The following is a 26,956-nucleotide window of genomic DNA, read 5'->3' on the forward strand; positions in this document are numbered from 1 at the left end:
TGACATGGCGGTAGTGGGCTGCCGTGCGCTACGCGGCATCGGTCCCGAAATAAGCCTCGATCACGGCAGGGTTGTTCTGTATGTCCTTGATATGACCCTCGACCATGACGCTGCCTTGCGCCAGTACGATGACCGGGTCACACAGGCGAGAGATCATGTCCATATCATGCTCGATGACCAGGAAGGTGTAGCCCATCTCACGGTTGAGGCGCTCGATGTTGCCCATCAGGTCGCCCAGCAGGGTGCGGTTGACGCCGGCGGCAATCTCGTCGAGCAGCACTACCTTGGCATCGGTCATCATGGTGCGGCCCAGTTCCAGCAGTTTCTTCTGGCCACCAGAGAGGTTGCCCGCCAGCTCATTGCGCACGTGGTGCAGGCCCACGAAGTCGATGACTTCCAGCGCTCGCTGGCGCACCTCGTCCTCCTGCTGGCGCACCAGGCCCGGCTTGAACCAGGTGTTGAACAGGCTTTCCCCTGCCTGATGGGGGGGCACCATCATGAGATTTTCCAGCGCGCTCATCTGGCTGAATTCGTGGGCGATCTGAAAGGTGCGCAGCAGTCCCTTGTGAAAGCGCTGGTCGGCGCTGAGGGAGGTAATGTCTTCACCTTCCAGCAGGATGCGGCCGCTGTCCGGCGTGAGCGCCCCGGCAATCAGGTTGAACAGGGTCGATTTGCCTGCCCCGTTGGGGCCAATCATGCCGGTGATCGAGCCCTTCTCCACGCGTATGGAGCAGTCGTTGATGACGTGTAACCCACCGAATGCCTTGTTGACATGTTGTACTTCGATAAGGGGGTGCATGGTGTCCTCGGCAGGCAGGCGGCCAGGGCCGCCTGCCATCGCATGTTATTGTTGAAACCCATGATGTTGCGTTGGTCGGTATCTAGCCTCTGGCTTGGCGAAGCCGCTGGCTGGCGGCAAAGGCTCCGACGATGACCAGCGCGCCCAGTGCGGGAATGGCATAGCCTTCCACCTGGGGGAGCGTGCGCAAAAAGACGAACGAGACCGCGGCAGGGCCGACATAGCGCACCAGGAAGCGCCATGTCTTGAACCACGTCTGGTGGGTGCCCAGCTCTTTCATCACTTCGCTCTGGGTCAGGGCCCAGCCGGCGAACAGCGCGATCAGCAGGCCGCCCAGCGGCATGAAGATGTTGGTCAACAGCTCGATGAAATCGAAGGCGCTGCGGCCAAACAGGGTGTGGAAAATCGTGCCCTCGGCCCAGACGTTGAAGCTGACCACCGTGAGCAGGCCCATGGCCCAGGCCGCCACGACCATGATGGTGACCGCCTGAGGGCGCGTCATGTCGAAGCGCTCGACCAGAAACGCCGCGACCGGCTCGATCAGGGAGATGGACGAGCTGATGGCAGCGCCCAGCACCAGAATGAAGAATACGCCACCTACCAGCGCACCAAAGGGCATGTCGGCGAACGCCAGCGGCAGGGTCACGAACATCAGCCCCGGCCCCTGGCCGGTTTCCAGGCCTGCGCCGAACACCAGCGAGAAGATGGCCAGGCCCGCGACCATGGCCACGGCGGTGTCCACGAACGCCACGGCAATCGCCGTGCGGGTCAGCGATGCCTCGCTGGACATGTAAGCGCCATAGGCCATGATGGCGCCCATCCCCAGGCTCAGCGTGAAGAAGGATTGCCCCATCGCCTGCAGCCAGCCTTCCAGGCTCAGATCACCGATGTTGAACGTGAACAGGAAGCTGGCCGCCGCACCCACGTCTCCGTTGATGATGCCGTAGATCAGCACCACGATCAGGATGACGAACAGGGCGGGCATCATGATGCGCAGCCCCGATTCGATGCCCTTGTGGATGCCCATGCCCACGATCAAGGCCGACGCGGCGATGAACAGCGTGTGATAGAGCGTCATCAGCCCTGGCGAGGCCAGCAGCGCATTGAAGCCCTCGCCAATGGTCTGGGCATCGGCCCCGACCAGCGAGCCGGTCAGCATGAGCCAAGTGTAATGCAGAGCCCAGCCCGCGATCACCGAGTAGAAACTCAGGATCAGAAAGGCCGAGGCGGCCCCCAGCCAGCCGATCGACTCCCAGGCGCGCGAGGTCTTGTGGGTGCGGGTCAAATGGCGCATGCCCATGATCGGGCTTTGGCGGCTGGTGCGGCCCAGCATGGTCTCGGCAATCAGAATGGGAATGCCCACGGCAAAGATGGTCAGCGCATAGATCAGAATGAAAGCGCCACCGCCGTTTTCACCGGTGAGATAGGGAAAGCGCCAAAGGTTGCCCAGGCCAACGGCAGAGCCCACCGCTGCCAACAAGAAGGTGCCCTTGTGCGTCCAGACGTTATGACCGCTCATGTGAAGGAGTGTCCATGGTAGTGGTGTCGGATGGGGGTAGGTATCCAAACACTTGTATGAATTGTAGCGTGATAGCGCCCCGAGGGCGTCAACGATTGCGTTACTGTGCGATAGAATGGCGACGCTTTCCAGCACGCTAGCGTTTAGGTTGCGTTAATGATGATATTTGTGGCCCGCCCAGCACAGTCGACCATGGGCTGAGGTAGCAAAAAGCCCGCACAGTGGCGGGCTTTCCATGGCAGCGATCCGTTTACTTCTTGCTGGAACGCTTGCGCTCGTTCTCTTTCAGCAGCTTCTTGCGCAGGCGGATGAAGGTCGGCGTCACTTCGACCAGCTCGTCGGAGTCGAGGAACTCGATGGCCTGTTCCAGCGTGAACTTCACCGGCGGTGTCAGCACGATGTTTTCATCGTTGCCTGACGCGCGCATGTTATCCAGCTTCTTACCCTTGGTGGGGTTGACCACCAGGTCGTTGGCGCGGCTGTGGATACCGACCAGCATGCCTTCGTACACTTCGGTACCGTGGTCGATGATCAGCTTGCCGCGGTCTTGCAGGGTATACAGAGCGTAGGCCAGCGCCTTGCCATCCACCATGGAGACCATGACGCCGTTACGACGCTCGATGGCGGCATCGGGCTTCAGCGGGCCGTAGTGGTCGAAGCGGCTGGTCAGGATGCCGGTGCCCGACGTCAAGGTCAGGAACTGGCCACGGAAACCGATCAAGCCACGTGCCGGGATCATGAAGTCGAGACGCACACGGCCCTTGCCATCCGGGTTCATGTTGGTCAGCTCGCCCTTGCGGTAGCCCAGCTCTTCCATGATCGAGCCCTGATGCTGCTCTTCACAGTCGATGATGACCTCTTCGTAGGGCTCCTGCTTGATGCCGTCGATCTCCTTGATGATGACCTCGGGACGGCCAACGGCCAGCTCGAAGCCTTCACGGCGCATGGTTTCGATCAGCACCGACAGGTGCAGCTCGCCACGCCCGGAGACCTTGAACTTCTCGGGCGTTTCGCCCTGCTCGACGCGCAGCGCCACGTTGTGGATCAGCTCCTGGTCCAGGCGATCCTTGATGTTGCGGCTGGTGACGAACTTGCCATCCTTGCCTGCGAACGGCGAATCGTTGACCTGGAAGGTCATCGAGACGGTGGGCTCGTCTACGGACAGCGGCGGCAGCGCATCGACGGCGCTCGGGTCACACAGGGTGTCCGAGATGGACAGCTCTTCGATACCGGTGATGCACACGATATCGCCAGCGGTGGCTTCGGTGGTCTGCACGCGCTCGAGGCCCATGTGAGTCATGACCTGACCGATCTTGCCCTTGCGCACCTTGCCATCCACGCCGATCACCGAGATCTGCTGGTTGGGCTTCACGGAACCGCGCTTGATGCGGCCCAGGCCGATGACGCCGACGTAGCTGTTATAGTCCAGGGCAGAAATCTGCATCTGGAAGGGGCCGTCCACTTCGACTTTCGGCGGCTCGACGATATCGACGATAGCCTGGAACATCGGGTCCATGTTCTCGGCCAGCTCTTCCGGGTCCATGCCCGCAATGCCGTTCAGGGCCGAGCAGTAGATGATCGGGAAGTCGAGCTGGTCGTCGGTGGCGCCCAGGTTGTCGAACAGATCGAAGATCTGGTCGATGACCCAGTCGGGACGCGCGCCGGGGCGGTCGATCTTGTTGACCACCACGATAGGCTTGAGGCCCTGTGAGAAAGCTTTCTGGGTCACGAAGCGGGTCTGTGGCATCGGGCCATCGACGGCGTCGACCAGCAGCAGCACAGAGTCCACCATGGACATGACGCGCTCTACTTCACCACCGAAGTCGGCGTGCCCAGGGGTGTCCACGATGTTGATGTGGTAATCCTTGCCATTGCCATCTTGCCACTGAATAGCAGTGTTCTTGGCCAGGATGGTGATACCACGCTCCTTCTCCTGGTCATTGGAGTCCATGATACGCTCTTGGCCTTCGGCCTTGCGGTCGAGCGTTCCAGACTGGCTTAACAGTTTGTCTACCAAGGTAGTTTTACCGTGGTCAACGTGGGCAATAATGGCAATGTTGCGAAGATTCTCGATCACGACGCGATCCTGCTGGAAAAATAGGGCGGCATTATAGGGTCTGGGTACGGTCCACTACCAGCGCTGTCTTAAATAAAGCACCAAGTCAATAACCTAAACGCGGCAGTTTTCGCCTTCATGACGGTTCCGTTAAGATAGGCGTTTTCCCAGTTGGGGCAGGCACATGACCATCGGTAACCTGATGCGTTTGTTGAGCGATGGCGAGGTTCATTCCGGTGAACAGTTAGGGGAGGCGTTAGGCGTTTCCCGAGCCGCCGTGTGGAAACAGTTGAAGAAACTCGAAGCGCTGGGCGTCGAGCTGGTCGCCGTCAAAGGGCGAGGCTATCGCCTGGCTTACCCGCTCGAGCCGTTGGATGGCGCGCGTATCGTCGAACGGCTACCTGCGGATGCCCGCCACCTGCTGGCGCGCCTGTTCGTCGAAGACCAGCTGCCTTCCAGCAACGAATACTTGCGTGAGCGGTTTTCACAGGGCGCAGGCCACGGTGAAGTGTGTTTCGTCGAGCTGCAGACGGCAGGGCGAGGCCGACGAGGTCGCGTCTGGTCGACGCCTTGGGGGCAGAGCCTGATGGTATCCATGGGCTGGCGCTTCGAGTCCGGCGTCAATGCTCTGGAGGGGCTGAGTCTGGCGGTGGGCGTCGTGGTCTCTCAAGTGCTCGAACAGTATGGCGTGGCGCCCAAGCTGAAGTGGCCCAACGACGTGCTGCTGGCCGAACAAGGGGATGAGCTTGGCAAGCTCGCGGGTATTCTGATCGAAGTGACGGGGGATGCCGCAGGCCCCTGTGAAGTAGTGATCGGCATTGGCATGAACTTGATGCTGCCCGATAGCCTGCGAGCGACCATCGACCAGCCGGTGGCCGCATTGTTCGATGCGCAGCCCGGAATCTCGCGCAACCAGCTGGCGGCGGACATGGTGTCGGGGTTGCTGAGCATGCTGGCGGGGTTCGAAGCCAGCGGATTTGCACCCTGGCTCGATGCCTGGAACCAGCGCCATGCCTATTCTGGGCTGCCCATCCGGGTCATTCAGGGGGAGCGCACCAGCGACGCCGTTGCAGGCGATGTCGATGAAAGTGGTAACCTGTGGGTTACTGAAAACGGTCACTCGCGACGCCTGTCGGGCGGTGAGATCAGCGTACGTAGGCGTCTATGATTCTGGATTTGGATATCGGCAACACGCTGTCGAAGTGGCGTCTCAAGGATTCCGAAAGCAGCGAGATCCGTTCCCGTGGGGCCGTATGGACCCGGGAGGAGTGGCGTCCAGGGGCAGACATTCCTGACCTGGGCGTCGTGGAAGCCGTACGTATTTCCAGCGTGGCCAGGGCTGCCGTGCTGGAAGAAACCGTCGCCTTGCTGCGCCGTCAGGTGCGGCAGGTTCATGTGGCGCGCTCGACGCCCGAAGCGTTGGGCGTCGTCAATGGCTATGAGGAGCCTGGCCGCCTGGGCGTAGACCGGTGGATGGGGGCGCTGGCAGGTTACCAGCTGGCCGGTGGCTGCTGTGCGGTGGATTGCGGCAGTGCCATTACCATCGACTTCGTGTTGCCGGGCGGCGTGCATCTGGGGGGCTTCATCATTCCAGGTTTGCGATTGATGAAAGAGAGCCTCAAGCTGGGCACTCGCAATGTGGCCATCGACCCCGACAGCGAGGCCGACGCGCTGCTGGAGCCAGGCAGGCGTACGGTGGATGCCGTCAACCATGGCATCTACATGGCGGCGGTCAGTGCCATCAATCGTATTTACAGTGAAGTATGCGACCAGCAGGGGGTGGCGCTGCCCATGCTGCTGACCGGGGGAGATGCGCGCGTGGTGTCGCGCGGGGTCCAGGTGCCCCATGCCGTCTGGCCCGACATGGTATATGGCGGTCTCGAAGCCACATTTCCGCTGACCTTTGCCGAGCGCGCAGGCAAGATGTCGGGGGCGCCGCGGGTGCCGGAGCCGGTTTCGTTGGAAAAAATTCGCGCGGGGCTTGCATTCTCCATGCTGCTTTGACAGAATGCAGCGCGTTCCAAAGCAGATGCAGTCAAGACGAATGGCTTGCAAAGCTGATTGATTCAATCGGCAAGCAAGTGAAAGCCTCGAAAATAAAGAGCTTTTGGCTTGACACTGTTTTGAAGGCTGGCATAATATGCCGCCACAGATGGAGACGAAAGCTTCGAAGGTTCGAATCCTTCCCTCTCCACCAGATTGTATGGGCACTGAGCTGTCAGTGTCTGTGAATGAAAAGCCGGTAAGCGGGCATTAGCTACTGTTTCTCGTGCAGCGGATTGTCATTCTTTAGGCAAGTTCGGCGGGCGTAGTTCAATGGTAGAACCTCAGCCTTCCAAGCTGATGGTGCGGGTTCGATTCCCGCCGCCCGCTCCAGTTTGATGTGTTTAGCTCATGTAGCTCAGGGGTAGAGCACACCCTTGGTAAGGGTGAGGTCGACGGTTCAATTCCGTCCATGAGCTCCATATTGCGAAGAAAGCGAGCGATGCTCGCTTTTTTTGTCTTCGCCCACGGCAGTGGGTGTGGTGTAAGGGTTGTCAGGCGGAAAAATCTCCGCTATCATGGCGCCCGCTCTTGCGCAGGTAATAAATTGCGCATTTGACGATACAGGCCAGTAGCTCAATTGGCAGAGCAGCGGTCTCCAAAACCGCAGGTTGGGGGTTCGATTCCCTCCTGGCCTGCCAATCTTCCCCAGGTTGGCAAGTCTTTCTAGAATTCCTTTGTCGCTCGCTGCACCCTTAGGAGTCTCGTTTTTATGAAGCCTAGTTCCGTAAAACATGGCGATGAGGTGCAACAGACGCGCCATGACGGGCTCAAGTGGGCGGCGGCTGTGGCGCTGCTTGTTGTTGCAGTCGTTGGTAATACCTATTTCACCGATATTGGCCTGCTCTATCGTGTCCTGGGTGTCGTTGTGCTGTGTGCGTTGGCAGGATTGATTGCGCTGACCACCGCCAAGGGTCGCGACCTGATCGAGCTTGCTGTCAGCGCCAAGAAAGAGATTCAGCGCGTTGTATGGCCAACCCGTCCTGAAACCATTCAAACGACCGCCATCGTACTGGTGGCTGTGCTGGTGGTAGGGTTGATGCTGTGGTTGATTGACACTCTTCTTGGCTGGGCGATGTCCGGCGTTATTGGTTAGGAGTTTTCATGTCCAAACGTTGGTACGTCGTCCACGCTTATTCCGGCTTTGAAAAGCATGTCATGCGCTCGCTGATCGAGCGTGTGAAAATGTATGGCATGGAAGATCGCTTTGGCGAAATCCTGGTGCCGACGGAAGAAGTGGTCGAGATGCGCGACGGCAAGCGCCGCAAGAGTGAGCGCAAGTTTTATCCTGGTTATGTGCTGGTCGAGATGGAGATGGTCGACGAAACCTGGCATCTGGTGAACGAAACGCCGCGTGTCATGGGGTTCATCGGTGGCACCAAAGAGAAGCCGGCGCCCATCACCAGTCGCGAAGCCGAAGCCATCCTTCGTCGTGTGAAGGACGGCACCGACAAGCCGCGTCCCAAGACCATGTTCGAGCCGGGTCAGTCCGTGCGTGTCATCGATGGTCCGTTCGCCGATTTCAACGGTGTCGTTGAAGAGGTGAACTACGACAAGAGCCGTCTGCAGGTCAGCGTGCTGATCTTCGGTCGCGCGACGCCTGTAGAGCTAGAGTTCTCTCAGGTAGAAAAAGAGTAATTTCAAATTGTTGCAGGATGGTGCCGAGGGTGCCGTCCTGGATTCATGTAAAGCAGCCCCGCGCTGCTTTACGCGTACCGGGGAGCCGTCAGGCGTTATCACCCAATTGGAGTAATTATCATGGCCAAGAAAGTACAGGCTTATATCAAACTGCAGGTTGCTGCAGGTAAAGCCAACCCGAGTCCGCCCGTAGGCCCCGCGCTGGGTCAGCACGGCGTGAACATCATGGAATTCTGTAAGGCGTTCAACGCCGCGACTCAAGAGATTGAGCCGGGCCTGCCGACGCCTGTCGTGATTACCGTCTACTCAGACCGTAGCTTCACGTTCGTCACCAAGACGCCGCCTGCTGCCGTACTGCTGAAAAAAGCAGCGGGCATCAAGTCCGGTTCTGGTGAGCCGAACAAGAAGAAGGTTGGCACCGTGACACGTGCACAGCTGGAAGAGATCGCCAAGACCAAAGAGCCTGACATGACGGCTGCTGATCTTGAAGCCGCAGTGCGTACCATCGCTGGTAGCGCTCGCAGCATGGGCTTAAACGTGGAGGGTCTCTAATCATGGCTAAACTGTCCAAGCGCGCCAAGATGATTCGCGAGAAAGTAGACAGCAACAAGGCTTACTCTCTGGAAGAAGCCGTTGCCCTGCTTTCTGAGCTGTCAACCGTGAAGTTCAAAGAGTCTCTGGATGTTGCGATCAACCTGGGTGTCGATCCGCGTAAATCCGACCAGGTCGTTCGTGGAGCTACCGTCATGCCTAACGGCACCGGTAAAGACGTTCGTGTGGCTGTGTTCACTCAGGGTGCCAACGCCGATGCGGCTAAAGAAGCCGGCGCTGACATCGTGGGCATGGAAGAGCTGGCCGAGCAGGTCAAGAAAGGCGTGATGGATTTCGACGTCGTCATCGCTTCTCCGGATGCCATGCGCGTTGTCGGTCAGCTGGGCCAGATCCTCGGTCCGCGCGGCCTGATGCCGAACCCGAAGGTCGGTACCGTGACGCCTGACGTGGCCACTGCGGTCAAGAATGCCAAAGCGGGTCAGGTGCGTTTCCGTACCGACAAGAACGGCATCATCCACACCACGCTGGGCAAGGTCGATTTTGACGTGACCGCCGTTCAGGGTAACCTGGAAGCACTGGTAGCTGACCTGAAGAAACTCAAGCCGAGCTCTTCCAAAGGCATCTACTTCAAGAAGTTCACCCTGTCCACTACCATGGGCCCGGGTTTGACTATCGACCACTCCTCGCTGGTATAAGCGAGTCGAGGATAGTCCCGCTGGCGGCACGAGCGAAATCTCGTGTTGCCGGTGGTTGGAACCGAGCAAGAACTTTGCGGTCCCTCGCTGAGCTTTATGCCAGATGAGGCACCGTCAAAGACCGCAGGTGCCGCCGCTTTTCTGAAGTGGCGGCTTAATCGCCCTAAAGCGCCTGCGCAGATGGTGTGGCCGCCAGTTGGTTAACGCTTTTAGCAACCGCTTTCTGGTGAGCACCATCCCCTAAGGCTTCCTGTGCCGCTGTTGGGCCTGGAAGAGATGGTAACCTCCGGAACCTTGACGGGTTTCGGCACGAAGGAGTGATCACTGTGCCACTAGCACTTGAAGGCAAGAAAGCGATTGTTGCCGAGGTCAGTGAAGCGGCCAAGGGCGCACTCTCCGTCGTAGTTGCCGATTCTCGCGGCGTCACGGTCGGTAAAATGACCGATCTGCGCAAGCAGGCGCGTGAGAATGGTGTAGAGCTGCGTGTTGTTCGTAACACGCTGGCTCGCCGCGCACTCGAAGGCACCCAGTGGGAGTGTCTGAACGAGAGCTTCGTTGGTCCTACTCTGCTGGCTTTCTCCACTGAGCATCCGGGCGCTGCCGCTCGTCTGTTCAAGGAGTTTGCCAAAACCGAGCAGAACTTCGAAGTCAAAGCGTTGGCCTACGAAGGTGAGCTGATTCCGGCTGCTGACATCGATCGTCTGGCAACCCTGCCGACTTACGACGAGGCAATTGCCAAGTTGATGTCGGTCATGAAAGAAGCCTCCGCTGGCAAGCTGGTTCGTACCCTGGCCGCTCTGCGCGACCAGAAGCAAGAAGCCGAAGCTGCCTAAGCAGCGTTTCTTGCGGGCCGCGTTATCGACACGCAGCCTGAACCTGCAATAAATCCCGAGTTCTCGGTTGTCCGAGACTCCCGCAAAGTTAGGAATGGAACAATGGCACTGACCAAAGACGATATCATCAATGCTGTAGCCGACATGTCCGTAATGGAAGTTGTCGAGCTGATCGAAGCGATGGAAGAGAAATTCGGCGTTTCTGCTGCCGCAGCCGTTATGGCTGGTCCGGCTGCTGCTGGCGAAGCTGCTGAAGAGCAGACCGAATTCGACCTGGTACTGGCGTCTGCTGGTGACAAGAAAGTTAACGTCATCAAAGCCGTTCGTGAAATCACCGGTCTTGGCCTGAAAGAAGCCAAAGGCGCTGTTGACGGCGCTCCGGCGACCATCAAAGAAGCGATGTCCAAGGACGACGCTGAAGCTGCCAAGAAGAAGCTGGAAGAAGCTGGCGCAACCGTCGAGCTCAAGTAATCCTTGTGCTGATGGCTTTACGCGCTGCGTAAGCTTCCACGGCTGGCGGCGGGCTATCCCGCTGCCGGCCTTTTTCTGTTGTAATATGCTGCCGTGCAGCGAAACGACAGAGCCGCTGCGGTAAAAAGCAGCACAATAGCAGGACCGTTGTTGTGAAGCGTACGTTGTTGTAATGCGTCAGTTGTAAAGCGTGAGCGTGTCGGCAGGCAACAACGAAGCGCGGACAGCACTACCGTAACACTGTTATCTATCAAGATTTTTGACGGCGAGCTACCGATTGAGGAGCTTGCTGTCTGCGTCTGAAACGCCCGCGGGCAGATGACCACGCATCGGTCACCCATGGTGAACAAGCTGGGGAATACAGATGGCTTACTCATATACTGAGAAAAAACGCATCCGCAAGGATTTCGGCAAACTGCCCCAAGTGATGGATGTGCCTTACTTGCTGGCCATCCAGCTTGATTCCTACTACGACTTTCTCCAGCAGGATCGTTCGCCTGATGAGCGGCACGAAGTGGGTCTGCACGCGGCATTCAAGTCCGTGTTCCCGATCGAGAGCTTCTCGGGTAACGCCGCGCTGGAATATGTCAGCTATCGCTTCGGTACGCCGGCGTTCGATGTGAAGGAGTGTCAGCTGCGTGGCGTGACCTACTCCGCCCCGCTGCGCGTCAAGGTTCGCTTGATCATCTATGATCGCGACTCCTCGAACAAGGCTATCAAGGATATCAAAGAGCAGGAAGTCTACATGGGGGAAATCCCCCTGATGACCGAGAACGGTACCTTCGTCATCAACGGTACCGAGCGGGTAATCGTTTCCCAGCTCCACCGCTCACCCGGTGTGTTCTTCGATCATGACAAGGGCAAGAGCCACTCTTCCGGCAAGCTGCTCTACTCTGCTCGCGTGATTCCTTACCGTGGCTCATGGCTCGACTTCGAGTTCGACCCGAAAGACAACGTCTTCGTGCGTATCGACCGTCGTCGCAAGCTGCCGGCTTCCGTGCTGATGCGCGCGCTGGGCATGAGCACCGAAGAGATCCTCGACGAGTTCTTCGAAACCAGTACCTTCCATATCGAAAAGTCTGGCTTCTCCGTGGAGCTGGTTCCGTCGCGCCTGCGCGGTGAAACCGCCACCTTCGACATCAAGGATGCCGATGGTGAGCTGATCGTCGAAGAAGGCCGTCGGATCACCCAGAAGCACATCCGCCAGTTGGAAAAAGCGGGTCTGGAGCGTCTGGAAGTGCCGATGGAGTACCTGTTCGGCAAGACGCTGGCCAAAGACCAGATCGACACCAAGACGGGCGAGCTGATCTGCCCGTGCAACACCGAAATTACCCCAGAAGTGCTGGAGCGCATGGCTCAGGGCGGCATTACCCTGATCGAAACGCTCTACACCAATGACCTGGACTGCGGTTCCTTCGTTTCCGACACGCTGAAGCTGGACACAACCAGCTCGCAGCTGGAAGCGCTGGTCGAAATCTACCGCATGATGCGTCCTGGCGAGCCTCCCACCAAGGAAGCCGCCGAAACGCTGTTCCACAACCTGTTCTTCACCGAAGACCGCTACGACCTGTCGGGCGTGGGCCGGATGAAGTTCAACCGTCGTCTGCGTCGTGACTCCGACGTGGGCTCCGGTGTATTGGACCGCAAGGACATCCTCGATGTGCTGCGCGAGCTGATCAACATCCGTAACGGTTTTGGTGACGTCGACGATATCGACCACCTGGGCAACCGTCGTATCCGCTGCGTTGGCGAAATGGCCGAGAACCAGTTCCGTGTAGGTCTGGTGCGCGTCGAGCGTGCGGTGAAAGAGCGTCTGTCCATGGCGGAGAGCGAAGGCTTGATGCCCCAGGACTTGATCAACGCCAAGCCCGTGGCGGCGGCGGTTAAAGAGTTCTTCGGTTCCAGCCAGCTGTCCCAGTTCATGGACCAGAACAACCCGCTTTCCGAGGTGACTCACAAGCGTCGTGTATCGGCACTCGGCCCGGGCGGTCTGACCCGTGAGCGTGCAGGCTTCGAAGTACGTGACGTACACGCCACGCACTACGGTCGTCTGTGCCCGATCGAAACGCCGGAAGGCCCGAATATCGGTCTGATCAACTCGCTGGCCACCTACAGCCATACCAACAGCTATGGCTTCCTGGAAACGCCGTACCGCAAAGTGAATGCCTGTCAGGTCACCGACGACATCGTTCACCTGTCGGCGATCGAGGAGGGCGACTTCGTTATCGCCCAGGCGTCGGCGGCGGTAGACGAGTCCGGCAAGCTGATCGATGACCTGGTGCAGGTACGCCACCGCGGCGAAACCACCTTCATGCGTCCTGAGCAAGTGACGCTGATGGACGTGTCTCCGCGTCAGGTTGTATCGGTCGCAGCGGCCCTGATCCCGTTCCTGGAGCACGATGACGCCAACCGCGCCTTGATGGGTGCGAACATGCAGCGTCAGGCCGTTCCGACCCTGCGTGCCGACAAGCCGCTGGTCGGTACCGGCATGGAGCGTTTCGTTGCCCGTGACTCCGGCGTTTGTGCCGTGGCGCGCCGTGGCGGCGTCATCGACTCCGTGGATGCACGTCGTGTGGTGGTGCGGGTCAACGAAGATGAAATCATCGGCGGTGAAGCCGGCGTCGACATCTACAACCTGACCAAGTACACCCGCTCCAACCAGAACACCTGTATGAACCAGCGCCCCATCGTGCGGCCTGGCGACAGCGTGGCACGCGGCGATATTCTGGCCGACGGTCCGTCTGTCGACATGGGTGATCTGGCCCTGGGCCAGAACATGCGCATCGCGTTCATGCCCTGGAACGGTTACAACTTCGAAGACTCCATCCTGCTCTCCGAGCGTGTCGTTCAGGAAGATCGCTTCACCACGATTCACATTCAGGAACTGACCTGTGTGTCGCGTGACACCAAGCTGGGGCCGGAAGAGATCACTTCCGATATCCCCAACGTCGGTGAATCGGCGCTGGGCAAGCTGGACGAAGCGGGCGTTGTGTACATCGGTGCCGAAGTCGGCCCCGGCGACATTCTGGTGGGTAAGGTAACGCCGAAAGGTGAAACCCAGCTGACACCGGAAGAGAAGCTGCTGCGCGCCATCTTCGGTGAGAAAGCCTCTGACGTGAAAGACACCTCCCTGCGCGCCCCCACCGGCATGAAGGGTACGGTCATCGACGTTCAGGTGTTCACCCGTGACGGCGTCGAGAAGGACTCCCGTGCCCTGTCCATCGAGCAGATGCAGCTGGACGAAGTACGCAAGGACCTGCAGGAGACCTACCGGATCGCCGAAGACGCGACGTTCGAGCGTCTGAAACGCACCCTGGAAGGTCAGGCCGTCAACGGTGGCCCGAACCTGAAAAAAGGCGACGTGCTGAGCGAGACGTACCTGGACGAACTGCCCCGTCAGCAGTGGTTCAAGCTGCGCATGCAGGACGAAGCCTACAACGAACTGCTGGCCCAGGCCGATGAGCAGCTCGAAAACCGCCGTAAAGAGATGGACGAGCGTTTCGAAGACAAGAAACGCAAGCTGACCCAGGGCGACGACCTCGCGCCGGGCGTGCTGAAAATCGTCAAGGTCTACATGGCGGTCAAGCGTCGCATCCAGCCAGGCGACAAGATGGCCGGTCGTCACGGTAACAAGGGTGTTATCTCCGCGATCATGCCCATCGAAGACATGCCGTTCGACGAGAAGGGCGAGCCGGTGGACGTGGTACTGAACCCGCTGGGTGTACCGTCGCGCATGAACGTCGGTCAGATCCTGGAAACCCACCTGGGCATGGCGGCACGTGGCCTGGGCGTCAAGATCGAGGCCATGCTGCGTGATGCGCGTGGCCAGCAGGTTGCGGAAATTCGTGACTTCCTGGGGCAGGTCTACAACACGCCTGGCACCCGCATGGAGGACATCGATTCGCTGACCGACGAGGAAATCATCGCGCTGGCGAAAAACCTCAAAGGCGGTGTGCCCATGGCCACGCCGGTGTTTGACGGTGCCAAAGAGCACGAGATCAAGCACCTGCTGAAGCTGGCAGACATTCCGGAATCCGGTCAGATGGCGCTGTACGATGGTCGTACCGGCGATGCCTTCGACCGCCCGGTCACCGTTGGCTACATGTACATGCTGAAGCTCAACCACTTGGTAGACGACAAGATGCACGCGCGTTCTACCGGTTCTTACTCGCTGGTGACTCAGCAGCCCTTGGGTGGTAAGGCACAGTTCGGTGGTCAGCGCTTCGGTGAGATGGAAGTGTGGGCGTTGGAAGCCTACGGCGCTGCGTACACGCTACAAGAGATGCTCACCGTCAAGTCGGACGACGTCGAAGGCCGCACCAAGATGTACAAGAACATCGTGGATGGCGACCACACCATGCAGGCAGGCATGCCGGAATCCTTCAACGTACTCGTGAAGGAAATCCGCTCGCTGGGCATCGATATCGAGTTAGAGAGCTAGGAGCCGTCATATGAAAGATTTGGTGAAAGTACTCAAATCGCAGTCTCAGTCCGAAGAGTTCGACGCGATCAAGATTACCCTCGCGTCGCCGGACATGATTCGCTCCTGGTCGTTTGGCGAGGTGAAGAAGCCCGAGACCATCAACTACCGTACCTTCAAGCCGGAACGGGATGGTCTGTTCTGCGCCAAGATCTTTGGCCCGGTCAAGGACTACGAGTGTCTGTGCGGCAAGTACAAGCGCATGAAGCACCGTGGCATCATTTGTGAGAAGTGTGGCGTCGAAGTCACCAAGGCTGCCGTGCGCCGTGAGCGCATGGGCCATATCGAGCTGGCCTCGCCGGTTGCTCACATCTGGTTTTTGAAATCACTGCCGTCGCGTATCGGCATGTTCCTCGATATGACCCTGCGTGATATCGAGCGCGTGCTGTACTTCGAAAGCTTCGTGGTCATCGACCCGGGCATGACCACGCTGGAGCGTGGTCAGCTGCTCAACGACGAGCAGTACTTCGAAGCCCTGGAAGAGTTCGGCGATGACTTCGACGCCCGCATGGGTGCCGAAGCCGTTCAGGAACTGCTCAAGGACATCGATCTGGAAGAAGAGATCAACACGCTGCGCGAAGAGATTCCGCAGACCAACTCTGAAACCAAGATCAAGAAGCTCTCCAAGCGCCTGAAGCTGCTCGAAGCGTTCTACCACTCCGGCAATGCGCCGGCGTGGATGGTCATGGAAGTGCTGCCCGTGCTGCCGCCGGATTTGCGTCCGCTGGTGCCGCTGGACGGTGGCCGCTTCGCGACCTCCGATCTCAACGACCTCTACCGTCGTGTGATCAACCGTAACAACCGCCTGAAGCGTCTGCTGGACCTCAATGCGCCGGACATCATCGTGCGCAACGAGAAGCGTATGCTGCAGGAAGCGGTGGATGCGCTGCTGGACAACGGCCGTCGCGGCCGTGCCATCACCGGCTCCAACAAGCGTCCGCTGAAATCCCTTGCCGACATGATCAAGGGTAAGCAGGGCCGTTTCCGTCAGAACCTTCTGGGTAAGCGTGTCGACTACTCCGGCCGTTCGGTCATCACCGTGGGCCCGACCCTGCGTCTGCACCAGTGTGGTCTGCCGAAGAAGATGGCCCTCGAGCTGTTCAAGCCGTTCATCTACTCCAAACTGCAGTCGCTGGGCCATGCGTCCACGATCAAGGCCGCGAAGAAGATGGTCGAGCGTGAACTGCCGGAAGTGTGGGATATTCTGGCCGACGTCATCCGCGAACACCCGGTACTGCTCAACCGTGCACCGACCCTGCACCGTCTGGGTATCCAGGCGTTCGAACCGCTGCTGATCGAAGGCAAGGCGATCCAGCTGCACCCGCTGGTGTGTGCGGCTTACAACGCCGACTTCGACGGTGACCAGATGGCGGTCCACGTACCGCTGACCCTGGAAGCCCAGCTCGAAGCGCGTGCGCTGATGATGGCCACCAACAACGTGCTGTCGCCTGCCAACGGCGAGCCGATCATCGTGCCGTCGCAGGACGTTGTTCTGGGTCTGTACTACATGACCCGCGAAAAGATCAACGCCAAGGGCGAAGGCATGGTGTTCTCTGACCTCAACGAGGTAGAGCGTGCCTTCGGTACTCAGTCCGTCTCGCTGCATGCCCGCGTCAAAGTGCGCCTGGATGAAGTGGACGTCGACGAAGAGACCGGCGAGCGCTCCGAGCATCGTCGCCTGTACGACACCACCGTGGGTCGTGCCCTGCTGTTCCGCATTCTGCCGGAAGGCGTACCGTTCGCGCTGATCGATCAGCCGATGAAGAAGAAGGCGATCTCCAGCCTGATCAACGAGGTGTATCGTCGTGCGGGCCTCAAGCCCACGGTCATCTTCGCTGACCAGCTGATGTACACCGGCTTCCGTCTGGCGACCTGGTCCGGCGCCTCGATCGGTGTCAACGACTTCGTCATTCCCGACGCCAAGACCGATATCGTCGAAGCGGCCGAAGCCGAAGTCAAAGAGATCGAAGACCAGTTCTCGTCCGGTCTGGTGACCGCAGGCGAGAAGTACAACAAGGTTATCGACATCTGGTCCAAGGCCAACGACAAGGTGGCCAAGGCGATGATGGTAGGTATCTCCAAGGAGACCGTCGTCGACCGTGAAGGCAATGAAGTGGAGCAGGACTCCTTCAACAGCGTCTTCATCATGGCCGATTCCGGTGCCCGTGGTAGCGCCGCCCAGATCCGTCAGCTGGCGGGTATGCGTGGTCTGATGGCCAAGCCGGATGGCTCGATCATCGAAACCCCCATCGTGGCCAACTTCCGTGAAGGTCTGAACGTACTGCAGTACTTCATCTCGACCCACGGTGCGCGTAAAGGTCTGGCGGATACGGCCCTGAAAACGGCCAACTCCGGTTACCTGACTCGCCGTCTGGTCGACGTGGCCCAGGATCTGGTGATCACCGAAATCGACTGTGGCACCGAGAACGGTCTGACGCTGCACCCGATCATCGAGGGTGGCGACATCATCGTACCGCTGTCACAGCGTGTCCTGGGCCGAGTGGTGGCGCAGGACGTCATCGATCCGAGCACCGAAGAAGTGCTGATTCCGCGCAACACGCTGCTCGACGAGAAGTGGTGTGCGTCGCTGGACACCATGGGTGTGGACGAGATCATCGTGCGCTCCACCATTACCTGTGACACCGCGCACGGCGTTTGTTCGTCCTGCTACGGTCGTGACCTGGCGCGTGGCCATCAGGTCAACATCGGTGAGTCGGTGGGTGTCATCGCTGCCCAGTCCATCGGTGAGCCGGGTACCCAGCTGACCATGCGTACGTTCCACATCGGTGGTGCGGCATCGCGTTCCTCGGCGGTCGACAGCGTACAGGTGAAGCACGGCGGTAAAGTACGCCTGCACAACATCAAGCACGTTGAGCGTGCCGACGGCAAACTGGTAGTGGTGTCTCGTTCAAGCGCCCTGGCCGTCGCCGACGATCACGGTCGTGAGCGTGAGTACTACAAGCTGCCTTACGGTGCCGAGCTGTCGGTTCGCGACGGTGACGTCGTCGACGCTGGTACGGTCGTGGCCAAGTGGGACCCGCACACCCATCCGATCATTGCGGAAGTGGAAGGTAAGGCCCAGTTCATCGATCTCGACGAAGGTGTCACCATGCACCGCAGCGTCGATGAAATGACCGGTCTCTCCTCCATCGAGGTCATCGAGTCGGCTGCCCGCCCGATGGCCGGCCGCGACAAGCGCCCGATGGTGATGCTGCAGGACGCCGCAGGCGAGTACGTGTCCGTGTCCGGTTCCAACACGCCGGTACAGTACCTGCTGCCCGGCAACTCGATCATCTCCGTGGACGACGGCTCGACCATCGGTGTGGGTGAAGTCGTTGCCCGTATCCCGGTAGAAGCCTCGGGTAACAAGGACATCACCGGTGGTCTGCCGCGCGTAGCCGACCTGTTCGAAGCGCGTAAGCCGAAAGAGTCGGCCATCCTGGCGGAAATCAGCGGTGTGGTGAGCTTCGGTAAAGAGACCAAGGGCAAGCGTCGTCTGACGATCACCCCGGAATCTGGCGATCCGTTCGAAGCGCTGATTCCGAAATGGCGTCAAATCGCCGTCTTCGAAGGCGAAGCCGTCGAGAAGGGCGAAGTGATTTCCGATGGTCCGAGCAACCCGCACGACATCCTGCGCCTGCTGGGTGTGGCGGAGCTGGCCAAGTACATCACTGCCGAAGTACAGGACGTATACCGTCTGCAAGGCGTAGGCATCAACGACAAGCACATCGAAGTCATCGTGCGTCAGATGCTGCGCAAGGTAGAGATCACCGATTCCGGCGACTCTGACTTCATCACCGGCGACCAGGCAGAACTGGTGCGCGTGCTGGAGCAGAACGAGCGTCTGGAGAAAGAAGGCAAGTTCCCGGCCAAGTACCAACGCTTGCTGCTGGGTATCACCAAGGCCAGCTTGGCCACCGAATCGTTCATTTCGGCGGCGTCGTTCCAGGAAACGACCCGCGTATTGACCGAAGCGGCGGTAACCGGCAAGCGCGATTACCTGCGTGGCCTGAAAGAAAACGTGGTAGTTGGACGTCTGATTCCGGCAGGTACCGGTCTGACTCACCACGCAGAGCGTCGTCGCAAGCGCGAAGACGTAGAGCGTCTGTTCAACCCCTCGGCTACCGAGGTTGAGCAGGAGCTGGGTGCTCAGTTGACCGCCCTGGATTCAGACGACGATCTGTAACCCAGGACAGGCCACGAGCAGCCAAGAGCGGCTGGCCCTGAATGGCAGGAACCTGGCGGTAAACCACCGCCAGGGCTTGACGCCAGGCAGGGTCAGCCTTTAGAATGCGCAGCCTTTAACAGTGGGGTGGGTGCGCCCGCATCCGCTGCTTGCATTTGTTAATAGGCCAAGGCAACCATTGGAGTCAGCTAAACACCATGGCAACGATTAATCAGCTAGTGCGCAAGCCGCGCAAGCGCCCCGTCACCAAGAGTGACGTGCCTGCGCTTCAGGCATGCCCGCAAAAGCGCGGCGTTTGTACGCGCGTTTACACCACCACCCCCAAGAAGCCGAACTCGGCCCTGCGTAAGGTTTGCCGTGTGCGCCTGACCTGTTGTTCTGATTCGCGGCGGTCGTGTAAAGGATTTGCCAGGTGTGCGTTATCACACCGTTCGTGGCGCCCTTGACACCTCTGGCGTACAGAACCGTAAGCAGGGTCGTTCCAAGTACGGTACCAAGCGTCCGAAGTCCTAAGGCGCTGAACGCAGCCTCATGGAGCGCTGCGGTGTTACCTTTTAACCGAATATGATGGTCTGATAAGAGTAAGGTCGGGCGGCGCCAAAGGCGCAAGCAGGTTCCGGGTTTACCTGAAGGATCCTTAATTGAGGGCTTATCATGCCTAGAAGAAGAGTTGTAGCTAAACGCGAAATCCTGCCGGATCCCAAGTTCGGAAGTGAGCGTCTGGCGAAGTTCATGAACCACCTGATGGTCAGCGGCAAGAAGTCCGTAGCTGAGCGCATCGTCTATGGTGCGTTGGACAAGGTTGCCGAGCGTAGTAAAGAAGAGCCGCTGGAAATCTTCGACAAGGCGCTGGAAACCATCCAGCCGATGGTCGAAGTAAAGTCGCGCCGCGTGGGTGGTGCTACTTATCAGGTGCCGGTTGAAGTTCGTCCGTCACGCCGCCAAGCGCTGGCAATGCGCTGGCTGGTAGACGCTGCGCGTCGTCGCGGTGAGAAAACGATGGTTCAGCGCCTGGCAGGTGAAATGCTGGATGCCGCTGAAGGCAAGGGCTCTGCTGTCAAGAAGCGTGAAGACGTGCACCGTATGGCAGAAGCCAACAAGGCCTTCTCTCACTATCGTTTCTAAGCTCGACGTTTCTGGGCTCGTGTCTTTTTCTGTCGGTTGCAGTGCGTTAAAGGTTTTTATCGTCATGTTGCAACACGCCGCCGCTATCGTTGTCGATGGCGGCGGTGGCATAAGCAGAAATGGCACCGCTGGATTAACGAGCATCGCCAACTAACGGGAGTTTCACCGTGGCACGCAAGACTCCACTGAATCGCTATCGTAATATCGGTATCGTGGCGCACGTTGATGCGGGTAAAACCACAACAACCGAGCGCGTACTGTTCTACACCGGTCTGTCCCATAAAGTGGGTGAAGTACACGACGGTGCAGCGACCATGGACTGGATGGAGCAGGAGCAGGAGCGTGGTATCACTATCACCTCAGCTGCAACTACCTGTTTCTGGCAAGGCATGGGCAAGCAGTTCGACGAGCACCGTATCAACATCATCGACACCCCTGGGCACGTTGACTTCACTATCGAAGTCGAGCGTTCTCTGCGTGTTCTCGATGGTGCGGTCGTTGTACTGTGCGGTTCCTCCGGCGTTCAGCCGCAGACCGAAACCGTATGGCGTCAGGCCAACAAGTACGAAGTTCCGCGCATGGTGTTCGTCAACAAGATGGACCGTACCGGCGCTGACTTCTTCATGGTTGTCAACCAGCTGAAAGAGCGTCTGGGTGCCAACGCTGTGCCGATCCAGATCAACTGGGGCACGGAAGAAGACTTCAAGGGCGTTATCGACCTGATCGAGATGAAGGCTATCTTGTGGGACGAAGAAAGCCTGGGCATGAACTTCGAGCTGGTGGACATTCCTGCGGAGCTGCAAGAGACCGCTGAAGAGTACCGCGAGCAGATGGTCGAAGCCGCTGCCGAAGCGTCCGAAGAGCTGATGGACAAGTACCTTGAAGAAGGCGAGCTGAGCGTCGCTGAAATCAAGGCAGGTCTGCGTGCTCGTACACTGGCCAACGAAGTCGTTCTGGTCACCTGTGGTTCTGCGTTCAAGAACAAAGGTGTTCAGGCGGTTCTGGATGGTGTTATCGAGTACATGCCTTCGCCGACAGAAGTCAAGGCGATCGAAGGTGAGCTGGACGACAAGGATGGCACCATTGCCACTCGTGTTGCCGACGACAGCGCTCCGTTCGCCGCTCTTGCGTTCAAGATTGCTACCGACCCCTTCGTAGGTACCCTGACCTTCATTCGCGTCTACTCGGGCGTTCTGAAGTCTGGTGACGGCGTCTACAACTCCGTCAAGCAGAAGAAAGAGCGCGTTGGTCGTATCGTTCAGATGCACGCCAACTCGCGTGAAGAGATCAAGGAAGTACTCGCGGGCGACATCGCGGCCTGTATCGGCCTGAAAGATGTCACCACCGGTGACACCCTGTGCGATATCGACAACAAGATCGTTCTCGAGCGCATGGAGTTCCCGGAGCCGGTTATTTCCGTTGCCGTCGAGCCGAAGTCCAAGGCGGACCAGGAAAAGATGGGTATCGCACTGGGCAAGCTGGCCCAGGAAGACCCTTCCTTCCAGGTCAAGACCGACGAAGAGACCGGTCAGACCATCATCTCCGGTATGGGTGAGCTGCACCTGGACATCATCGTTGACCGTATGCGTCGCGAGTTCAAGGTGGAAGCCAATATCGGTAAGCCGCAGGTCGCCTACCGCGAAACCATTCGCGGCAGCGTCGAGCAGGAAGGCAAGTTCGTTCGTCAGTCTGGTGGTCGTGGTCAGTTCGGTCACGTCTGGCTGCGCATCGAGCCGCTGACTGCAGAAGAGAAGGGTGAAGGCGAAGAAGAAATCTTCTTCAAGTTCAACTCTGAAATCGTGGGTGGTGTGGTTCCCAAGGAATACGTCCCTGCGGTTGAGAAGGGTGCTTTCGAGCAGCTGAAAAACGGTGTCATCGCCGGTTACCCGATGATCGACGTCAAAGTCACGCTGTTTGATGGTTCCTACCATGACGTGGACTCGAACGAGACTGCGTTCAAGATTGCTTCTTCCATGGCAGTGAAAGAAGGTGCCCGGAAGGCCAAGGCCGTGCTGCTGGAGCCGGTGATGAAGGTCGAAGTCGTGACCCCCGAAGATTTTATGGGTGACGTCATGGGCGACCTGAACCGTCGTCGCGGCCTGGTGCAGGGCATGGATGACTCTTCCTCTGGTAAAGTCATTCGTGCAACGGTGCCACTGGGTGAGATGTTCGGTTACGCAACCGATCTGCGCTCACAGACCCAGGGCCGTGCGAGCTACTCTATGGAGTTCGCGAAGTACGAGGAGGCGCCCTCCAGCGTCGTTGAAGCCGTCATCAACCAAAACGGTTAACCGTTAGCTAACGTAAAGAGGTTATAGCAGTGGCTAAGGAAAAATTTGAACGTTCCAAACCGCACGTCAACGTCGGCACCATCGGTCACGTCGACCACGGTAAAACGACTCTGACAGCGGCCCTGACCCGCGTGTCTGCTGAGGTTTTCGGCGGCGACTGGCGTGCATTCGATACTATCGATAACGCCCCGGAAGAGCGTGAGCGTGGTATCACCATCGCGACTTCTCACGTTGAGTACCAGTCCGAGCAGCGTCACTACGCGCACGTTGACTGCCCGGGACACGCTGACTACGTCAAGAACATGATCACTGGTGCTGCTCAGATGGACGGCGCTATCCTGGTATGTTCTGCCGCTGACGGCCCCATGCCGCAGACTCGCGAGCACATCCTGCTGTCTCGTCAGGTTGGCGTTCCGTTCATCGTTGTGTTCCTGAACAAAGCGGACATGGTCGATGACGAAGAGCTGCTCGAGCTGGTCGAAATGGAAGTTCGTGAACTTCTGAACGAGTACGACTTCCCGGGTGACGACACTCCGATCATCACTGGTTCTGCGCTGATGGCTCTGAACGGTGAAGACGAGAACGGCATGGGTACCACCGCCGTTACCAACCTGATCAAAGCTCTGGATGACTACATCCCTGAGCCGGAGCGTGCTATCGACCAGCCGTTCCTGATGCCGATCGAAGACGTATTCTCTATCTCTGGCCGTGGTACTGTTGTTACCGGTCGTGTAGAGCGCGGTATCGTTAAAGCCGGTGAAGAAGTGGAAATCGTGGGTATCCGCGACACCACCAAAACTACCGTTACTGGCGTTGAAATGTTCCGTAAGCTGCTCGACGAAGGTCGTGCGGGTGAGAACGTTGGCGCGCTGCTGCGTGGTACCAAGCGTGATGACGTCGAGCGTGGCCAGGTTCTGGCCAAGCCGGGCAGCATCAACCCGCACACCACGTTCGAAGCCGAAGTATACGTACTGTCCAAAGAAGAAGGTGGTCGTCACACGCCTTTCTTCAAGGGCTACCGTCCCCAGTTCTACTTCCGTACCACTGACGTAACTGGTACTTGTGAACTGCCGGAAGGCGTTGAAATGGTAATGCCGGGCGATAACATCAAAATGGTTATCACCCTGATCGCTCCGATCGCCATGGACGAAGGTCTGCGCTTCGCTATCCGCGAAGGTGGCCGTACCGTAGGTGCTGGCGTCGTAGCCAAGATCGTCAAGTAAGCTGTTGGCTTGATGATGCAAGGGGGCTCGCAAGAGCCCCCTTTTCTGCGCACCAATCGCAAATGTTTGACATGGCCGATTGGCGTGCCTATAATGCGCATCCTTTGAATGCGTGGGTAGACGGCTCGCGCCGTCGACATCCATTGGAGTTTAGGGCAAATGCAGAACCAAAAGATTCGCATTCGGTTGAAAGCGTTCGACCATCGCCTGATCGATCAGTCCACTGCGGAAATCGTTGAAACCGCTAAGCGTACTGGTGCTCAGGTTCGTGGTCCGATCCCGCTGCCGACCAACCGCGAGCGCTATACCATCCTGATTTCTCCGCACGTCAACAAGGACGCGCGCGATCAGTATGAGATTCGCACTCACAAGCGTGTGCTCGACATCGTTGAGCCGACCGAGAAAACCGTTGATGCGCTGATGAAGCTCGACCTCGCCGCTGGCGTAGACGTGCAAATCAAGCTCGACTAATACACTAGACACTTTGCGGCCCAGCGCTCATCGCCATCTGTCGAGAGCAGCAGCCGCCGCGCCGTGAGGCGCCACACAATGTGCTAGTGGAATGCTCTGGAAAGGGCAGCCATAGCGGGTGATAGCCCCGTACACTATAGGAGACTGAGCATGACTATCGGTTTAGTCGGTATCAAGGCCGGGATGACCCGCGTCTTTACCGAAGACGGCGCATCCGTGCCCGTGACCGTTATTGAAGTTGATCCTAACCGTGTAACGCGCGTCAAGACGCTTGAGTCTGACGGCTACGCAGCGGTTCAGGTCACTACTGGTTCTCGTAAAGCCAAGCACCTCACCAAAGCGCAAGCGGGTCAGTTTGCCAAAGCGGGTGTCGAGGCTGGTCGTTCACTGATGGAATTCCGCCTTGCAGAAGGCGAAGAAGCTCCTGAAGTGGGTGGCGAACTCACCGTATCCCTCTTCGAAGCTGGTCAAAAGATCGACGTGACTGGCACTTCCAAGGGTAAAGGCTTCCAGGGTGCTGTTAAGCGCTGGAACTTCCGTACCCAAGACAACAGCCATGGTAACTCCCTGTCGCATCGTGCGCCGGGTTCTATCGGCATGTGTCAGACACCTGGTCGCGTATTCAAGGGCAAGAAAATGGCCGGTCAAATGGGTAACGCCCGTTGCACCGTACAGAGCCTTGAGATCGTCCGTGTCGACGCCGAGCGTAACCTGCTGCTGATCAAGGGCGCTGTACCGGGAGCGACCGGTAGCAACGTTATCGTTCGCAGCGCCGTGAAAGCTGGCTGAAGGGGATAATTACCAATGAATCTGAATCTTGCTGCAGGCACGGGTACCGTTGAAGTAGCCGACGCCACTTTTGGCAAAGAATTCAACGAAGCGCTGGTGCATCAGGTCGTCACTGCCTATCTGGCAGCTGGTCGTCAGGGTACACGCGCTCAAAAGAGCCGTTCCGACGTGCGTGGCGGTGGTAAGAAGCCGTGGCGTCAGAAGGGTACCGGTCGTGCACGCGCTGGTACTATCCGCTCTCCGCTGTGGCGCAGTGGTGGTGTTACTTTCGCGGCGCGTCCTCAGGACTACACCCAGAAAGTAAACCGCAAGATGTACCGCGCGGCGATGCGCTCCATCCTGTCTGAGCTGGTCCGTCAAGAGCGCCTGGTCGCGATTGAAGAGTTCAGCGTAGAAGCGCCGAAGACCAAGCAGGTAGCTGCCAAGCTGAAAGAGCTCAACCTTGAGAAAGTGTTGATCGTCACTGAAGAAATCGACGAAACGCTCTATCTGGCCGCACGCAACCTTCCCCACGTTGACGTGGTGGATGTCGCTGCAGCTGATCCGGTGAGCCTGGTTGCCTTTGACAAGGTCCTGGTCACCGTCTCCGCCCTGCGTAAATTCGAGGAGAAGCTGGCATGAACCAGGAACGCGTATTCAAGGTTCTGCTTGGACCGCACGTGACCGAAAAGGCCGCGATGGCAGCCGAGCGCAACCAGTACGTTTTCAAGGTGGCACCCGATGCTACCAAGCCCGAGATCAAGAAAGCCGTTGAAGCACTGTTCGGCAAGAAGGTCGGTGGCGTTCAGGTACTGAACGTCAAGGGTAAAACCAAGCGTACTGCTCACGGCGTTGGCCTGCGTAAGGGTTACCGCAAGGCGTATGTGACCCTGGCTGCGGGTGAAACGCTCGAAGACTTCTCTGGCGCCGAATAAGGGCAGGAGTACGGATAATGGCAATCGTCAAGACCAAACCCACATCCGCCGGTCGTCGCCACGTCGTCAAGATCGTTGGTGAGGAACTGTACAAGGGCCGTGCTTATGCACCGCTTTTGGAAAAACAGTCCAAGTCCGGTGGCCGTAACAACTACGGTCGCATCACCACCCGCCACGTGGGCGGTGGTCACCGTCATCACTATCGGTTGATCGACTTCAAACGCACCAAGGATGGCATTCCGGCCACCGTTGAGCGTCTGGAGCACGACCCGAACCGCAGTGCGCACATTGCACTGCTGAAATATGCCGATGGCGAGCGTCGTTACATCATTGCACCGAAAGGCGTCAGCGCCGGTGACGTGCTGGAATCTGGTGTCAACGCGCCCATCAAGAAAGGCAATGCCTTGCCGCTGCGTAACATCCCGCTCGGTTCTACCGTTCACGGTATCGAACTGAAGCCGGGTAAAGGCGCGCAGATTGCTCGCAGTGCCGGTACTAGCGCTCAGCTGGTTGCTCGTGAAGGTAACTACGCCACCCTGCGTCTTCGCTCTGGCGAAATGCGCAAGGTCCTGGCCGAGTGCCGCGCGACCCTGGGCGAAGTGAGCAACTCCGAGCACAGCCTGCGTCAACTTGGCAAGGCCGGTGCGAAGCGCTGGAGAGGCGTGCGTCCGACAGTTCGCGGCGTCGCGATGAACCCTGTGGATCACCCGCACGGTGGTGGCGAAGGCCGCACCAGCGGTGGCCGTCACCCCGTTACTCCGTGGGGCGTGCCGACCAAGGGTCACAAGACGCGTAAGAACAAGCGCACCGACAAGCTGATCGTACGTCGTCGTAACAAGACGCGTTGATCTAAATTGCCAAGACATTAAGA

Annotated in this window: 21 protein-coding genes, 3 tRNA genes and 1 pseudogene; 22 read left to right on the top strand and 3 right to left on the bottom strand. The window is 58.6% G+C overall.

Translation table 11 applies throughout. The features are described from left to right. Positions 1-28: 28 nt before the first annotated feature. The 3 genes from IE091_RS04945 to typA all read right to left on the bottom strand — a co-directional run bounded on the left by IE091_RS04945 (position 29) and on the right by typA (position 4,395). The gene (locus IE091_RS04945) at positions 29-799 is read right to left on the bottom strand and encodes an ABC transporter ATP-binding protein (RefSeq protein WP_189462966.1); all 771 of its coding nucleotides are present in this window, start codon (positions 797-799) and stop codon (positions 29-31) included. Between the two features lie 82 nt (positions 800-881). Further along, complete coding sequence (locus IE091_RS04950; protein WP_039180698.1) at positions 882-2,318, bottom strand: sodium-dependent transporter; 1,437 nt, start codon at positions 2,316-2,318, stop codon at positions 882-884. 250 nt (positions 2,319-2,568) lie between these two features. After that, the gene (typA, locus tag IE091_RS04955; protein ID WP_039180695.1) at positions 2,569-4,395 is read right to left on the bottom strand and encodes a translational GTPase TypA; all 1,827 of its coding nucleotides are present in this window, start codon (positions 4,393-4,395) and stop codon (positions 2,569-2,571) included. 163 nt (positions 4,396-4,558) lie between these two features. On the opposite strand from typA, the gene IE091_RS04960 reads away from it, so the two are divergent. From IE091_RS04960 to rplB, 22 genes and pseudogenes are all read left to right on the top strand, one after another. After that, complete coding sequence (locus IE091_RS04960; protein WP_189462967.1) at positions 4,559-5,542, top strand: biotin--[acetyl-CoA-carboxylase] ligase; 984 nt, start codon at positions 4,559-4,561, stop codon at positions 5,540-5,542. Further along, entirely contained in the window at positions 5,539-6,378 is an 840-nt protein-coding gene (locus IE091_RS04965; protein WP_039180687.1) for a type III pantothenate kinase, read from the top strand. The genes IE091_RS04960 and IE091_RS04965 overlap by 4 nt, the downstream gene beginning before the upstream one ends. A gap of 298 nt (positions 6,379-6,676) precedes the next feature. Continuing rightward, a tRNA-Gly gene (locus tag IE091_RS04970) sits at positions 6,677-6,750 on the top strand. Positions 6,751-6,764: 14 nt separating this feature from the next. Continuing rightward, positions 6,765-6,839 (top strand) — tRNA-Thr (locus IE091_RS04975). 143 nt (positions 6,840-6,982) lie between these two features. Then, positions 6,983-7,058, top strand: a tRNA-Trp gene (locus IE091_RS04980). Between the two features lie 71 nt (positions 7,059-7,129). Then, positions 7,130-7,513 carry a preprotein translocase subunit SecE gene (gene secE / locus IE091_RS04985; protein WP_189462968.1) on the top strand — a complete coding sequence of 128 codons (384 nt, stop codon included), beginning with the start codon at positions 7,130-7,132 and terminating at the stop codon, positions 7,511-7,513. Between the two features lie 8 nt (positions 7,514-7,521). Further along, positions 7,522-8,055, top strand: a complete 534-nt coding sequence (gene nusG / locus IE091_RS04990; protein ID WP_016915764.1) for a transcription termination/antitermination protein NusG — start codon at positions 7,522-7,524, stop codon at positions 8,053-8,055. Positions 8,056-8,175: 120 nt separating this feature from the next. After that, a complete protein-coding gene (rplK, locus tag IE091_RS04995) occupies positions 8,176-8,607 on the top strand; it encodes a 50S ribosomal protein L11 (protein WP_016915765.1) in 432 nt (143 codons plus the stop codon). Positions 8,608-8,609: 2 nt separating this feature from the next. Next, positions 8,610-9,302 carry a 50S ribosomal protein L1 gene (gene rplA, locus IE091_RS05000; RefSeq protein WP_016915766.1) on the top strand — a complete coding sequence of 231 codons (693 nt, stop codon included), beginning with the start codon at positions 8,610-8,612 and terminating at the stop codon, positions 9,300-9,302. A gap of 326 nt (positions 9,303-9,628) precedes the next feature. Then, entirely contained in the window at positions 9,629-10,135 is a 507-nt protein-coding gene (gene rplJ, locus IE091_RS05005; RefSeq protein ID WP_016915767.1) for a 50S ribosomal protein L10, read from the top strand. Between the two features lie 102 nt (positions 10,136-10,237). Then, positions 10,238-10,606: a 50S ribosomal protein L7/L12 gene (gene rplL / locus IE091_RS05010; RefSeq protein ID WP_016915768.1), complete on the top strand. Its 369-nt coding sequence runs from the start codon at positions 10,238-10,240 to the stop codon at positions 10,604-10,606. A gap of 364 nt (positions 10,607-10,970) precedes the next feature. Further along, on the top strand, positions 10,971-15,047 hold the full coding sequence (rpoB, locus tag IE091_RS05015; protein ID WP_039180679.1) for a DNA-directed RNA polymerase subunit beta: 4,077 nt from the start codon (positions 10,971-10,973) through the stop codon (positions 15,045-15,047). 10 nt (positions 15,048-15,057) lie between these two features. Further along, on the top strand, positions 15,058-19,272 hold the full coding sequence (gene rpoC, locus IE091_RS05020) for a DNA-directed RNA polymerase subunit beta' (RefSeq protein ID WP_039180677.1): 4,215 nt from the start codon (positions 15,058-15,060) through the stop codon (positions 19,270-19,272). A 197-nt stretch (positions 19,273-19,469) separates the two neighbouring features. Beyond that, positions 19,470-19,785, top strand: a pseudogene (rpsL, locus tag IE091_RS05025) (30S ribosomal protein S12). 141 nt (positions 19,786-19,926) lie between these two features. Beyond that, positions 19,927-20,397, top strand: a complete 471-nt coding sequence (gene rpsG / locus IE091_RS05030; protein ID WP_016915771.1) for a 30S ribosomal protein S7 — start codon at positions 19,927-19,929, stop codon at positions 20,395-20,397. 167 nt (positions 20,398-20,564) lie between these two features. Continuing rightward, positions 20,565-22,688, top strand: a complete 2,124-nt coding sequence (gene fusA / locus IE091_RS05035) for an elongation factor G (protein WP_189462969.1) — start codon at positions 20,565-20,567, stop codon at positions 22,686-22,688. Between the two features lie 29 nt (positions 22,689-22,717). Further along, positions 22,718-23,911, top strand: a complete 1,194-nt coding sequence (gene tuf, locus IE091_RS05040) for an elongation factor Tu (protein ID WP_189462970.1) — start codon at positions 22,718-22,720, stop codon at positions 23,909-23,911. Between the two features lie 159 nt (positions 23,912-24,070). After that, complete coding sequence (rpsJ, locus tag IE091_RS05045) at positions 24,071-24,382, top strand: 30S ribosomal protein S10 (RefSeq protein ID WP_009098983.1); 312 nt, start codon at positions 24,071-24,073, stop codon at positions 24,380-24,382. A 150-nt stretch (positions 24,383-24,532) separates the two neighbouring features. Beyond that, a complete protein-coding gene (gene rplC / locus IE091_RS05050; RefSeq protein WP_039180665.1) occupies positions 24,533-25,171 on the top strand; it encodes a 50S ribosomal protein L3 in 639 nt (212 codons plus the stop codon). A 15-nt stretch (positions 25,172-25,186) separates the two neighbouring features. Beyond that, on the top strand, positions 25,187-25,792 hold the full coding sequence (gene rplD, locus IE091_RS05055) for a 50S ribosomal protein L4 (RefSeq protein WP_039180662.1): 606 nt from the start codon (positions 25,187-25,189) through the stop codon (positions 25,790-25,792). Beyond that, the gene (gene rplW, locus IE091_RS05060; protein WP_016915776.1) at positions 25,789-26,085 is read left to right on the top strand and encodes a 50S ribosomal protein L23; all 297 of its coding nucleotides are present in this window, start codon (positions 25,789-25,791) and stop codon (positions 26,083-26,085) included. Before rplD ends, rplW begins: the two co-directional genes overlap by 4 nt. Before the next feature lie 17 nt (positions 26,086-26,102). Then, positions 26,103-26,933, top strand: coding sequence for a 50S ribosomal protein L2 (gene rplB / locus IE091_RS05065; RefSeq protein ID WP_016915777.1), 831 nt, complete (start codon positions 26,103-26,105; stop codon positions 26,931-26,933). Positions 26,934-26,956: the final 23 nt, after the last annotated feature.

This window comes from Vreelandella hamiltonii (genome assembly GCF_014651775.1).
Classification (GTDB): Bacteria; Pseudomonadota; Gammaproteobacteria; order Pseudomonadales; family Halomonadaceae; genus Vreelandella; species Vreelandella hamiltonii.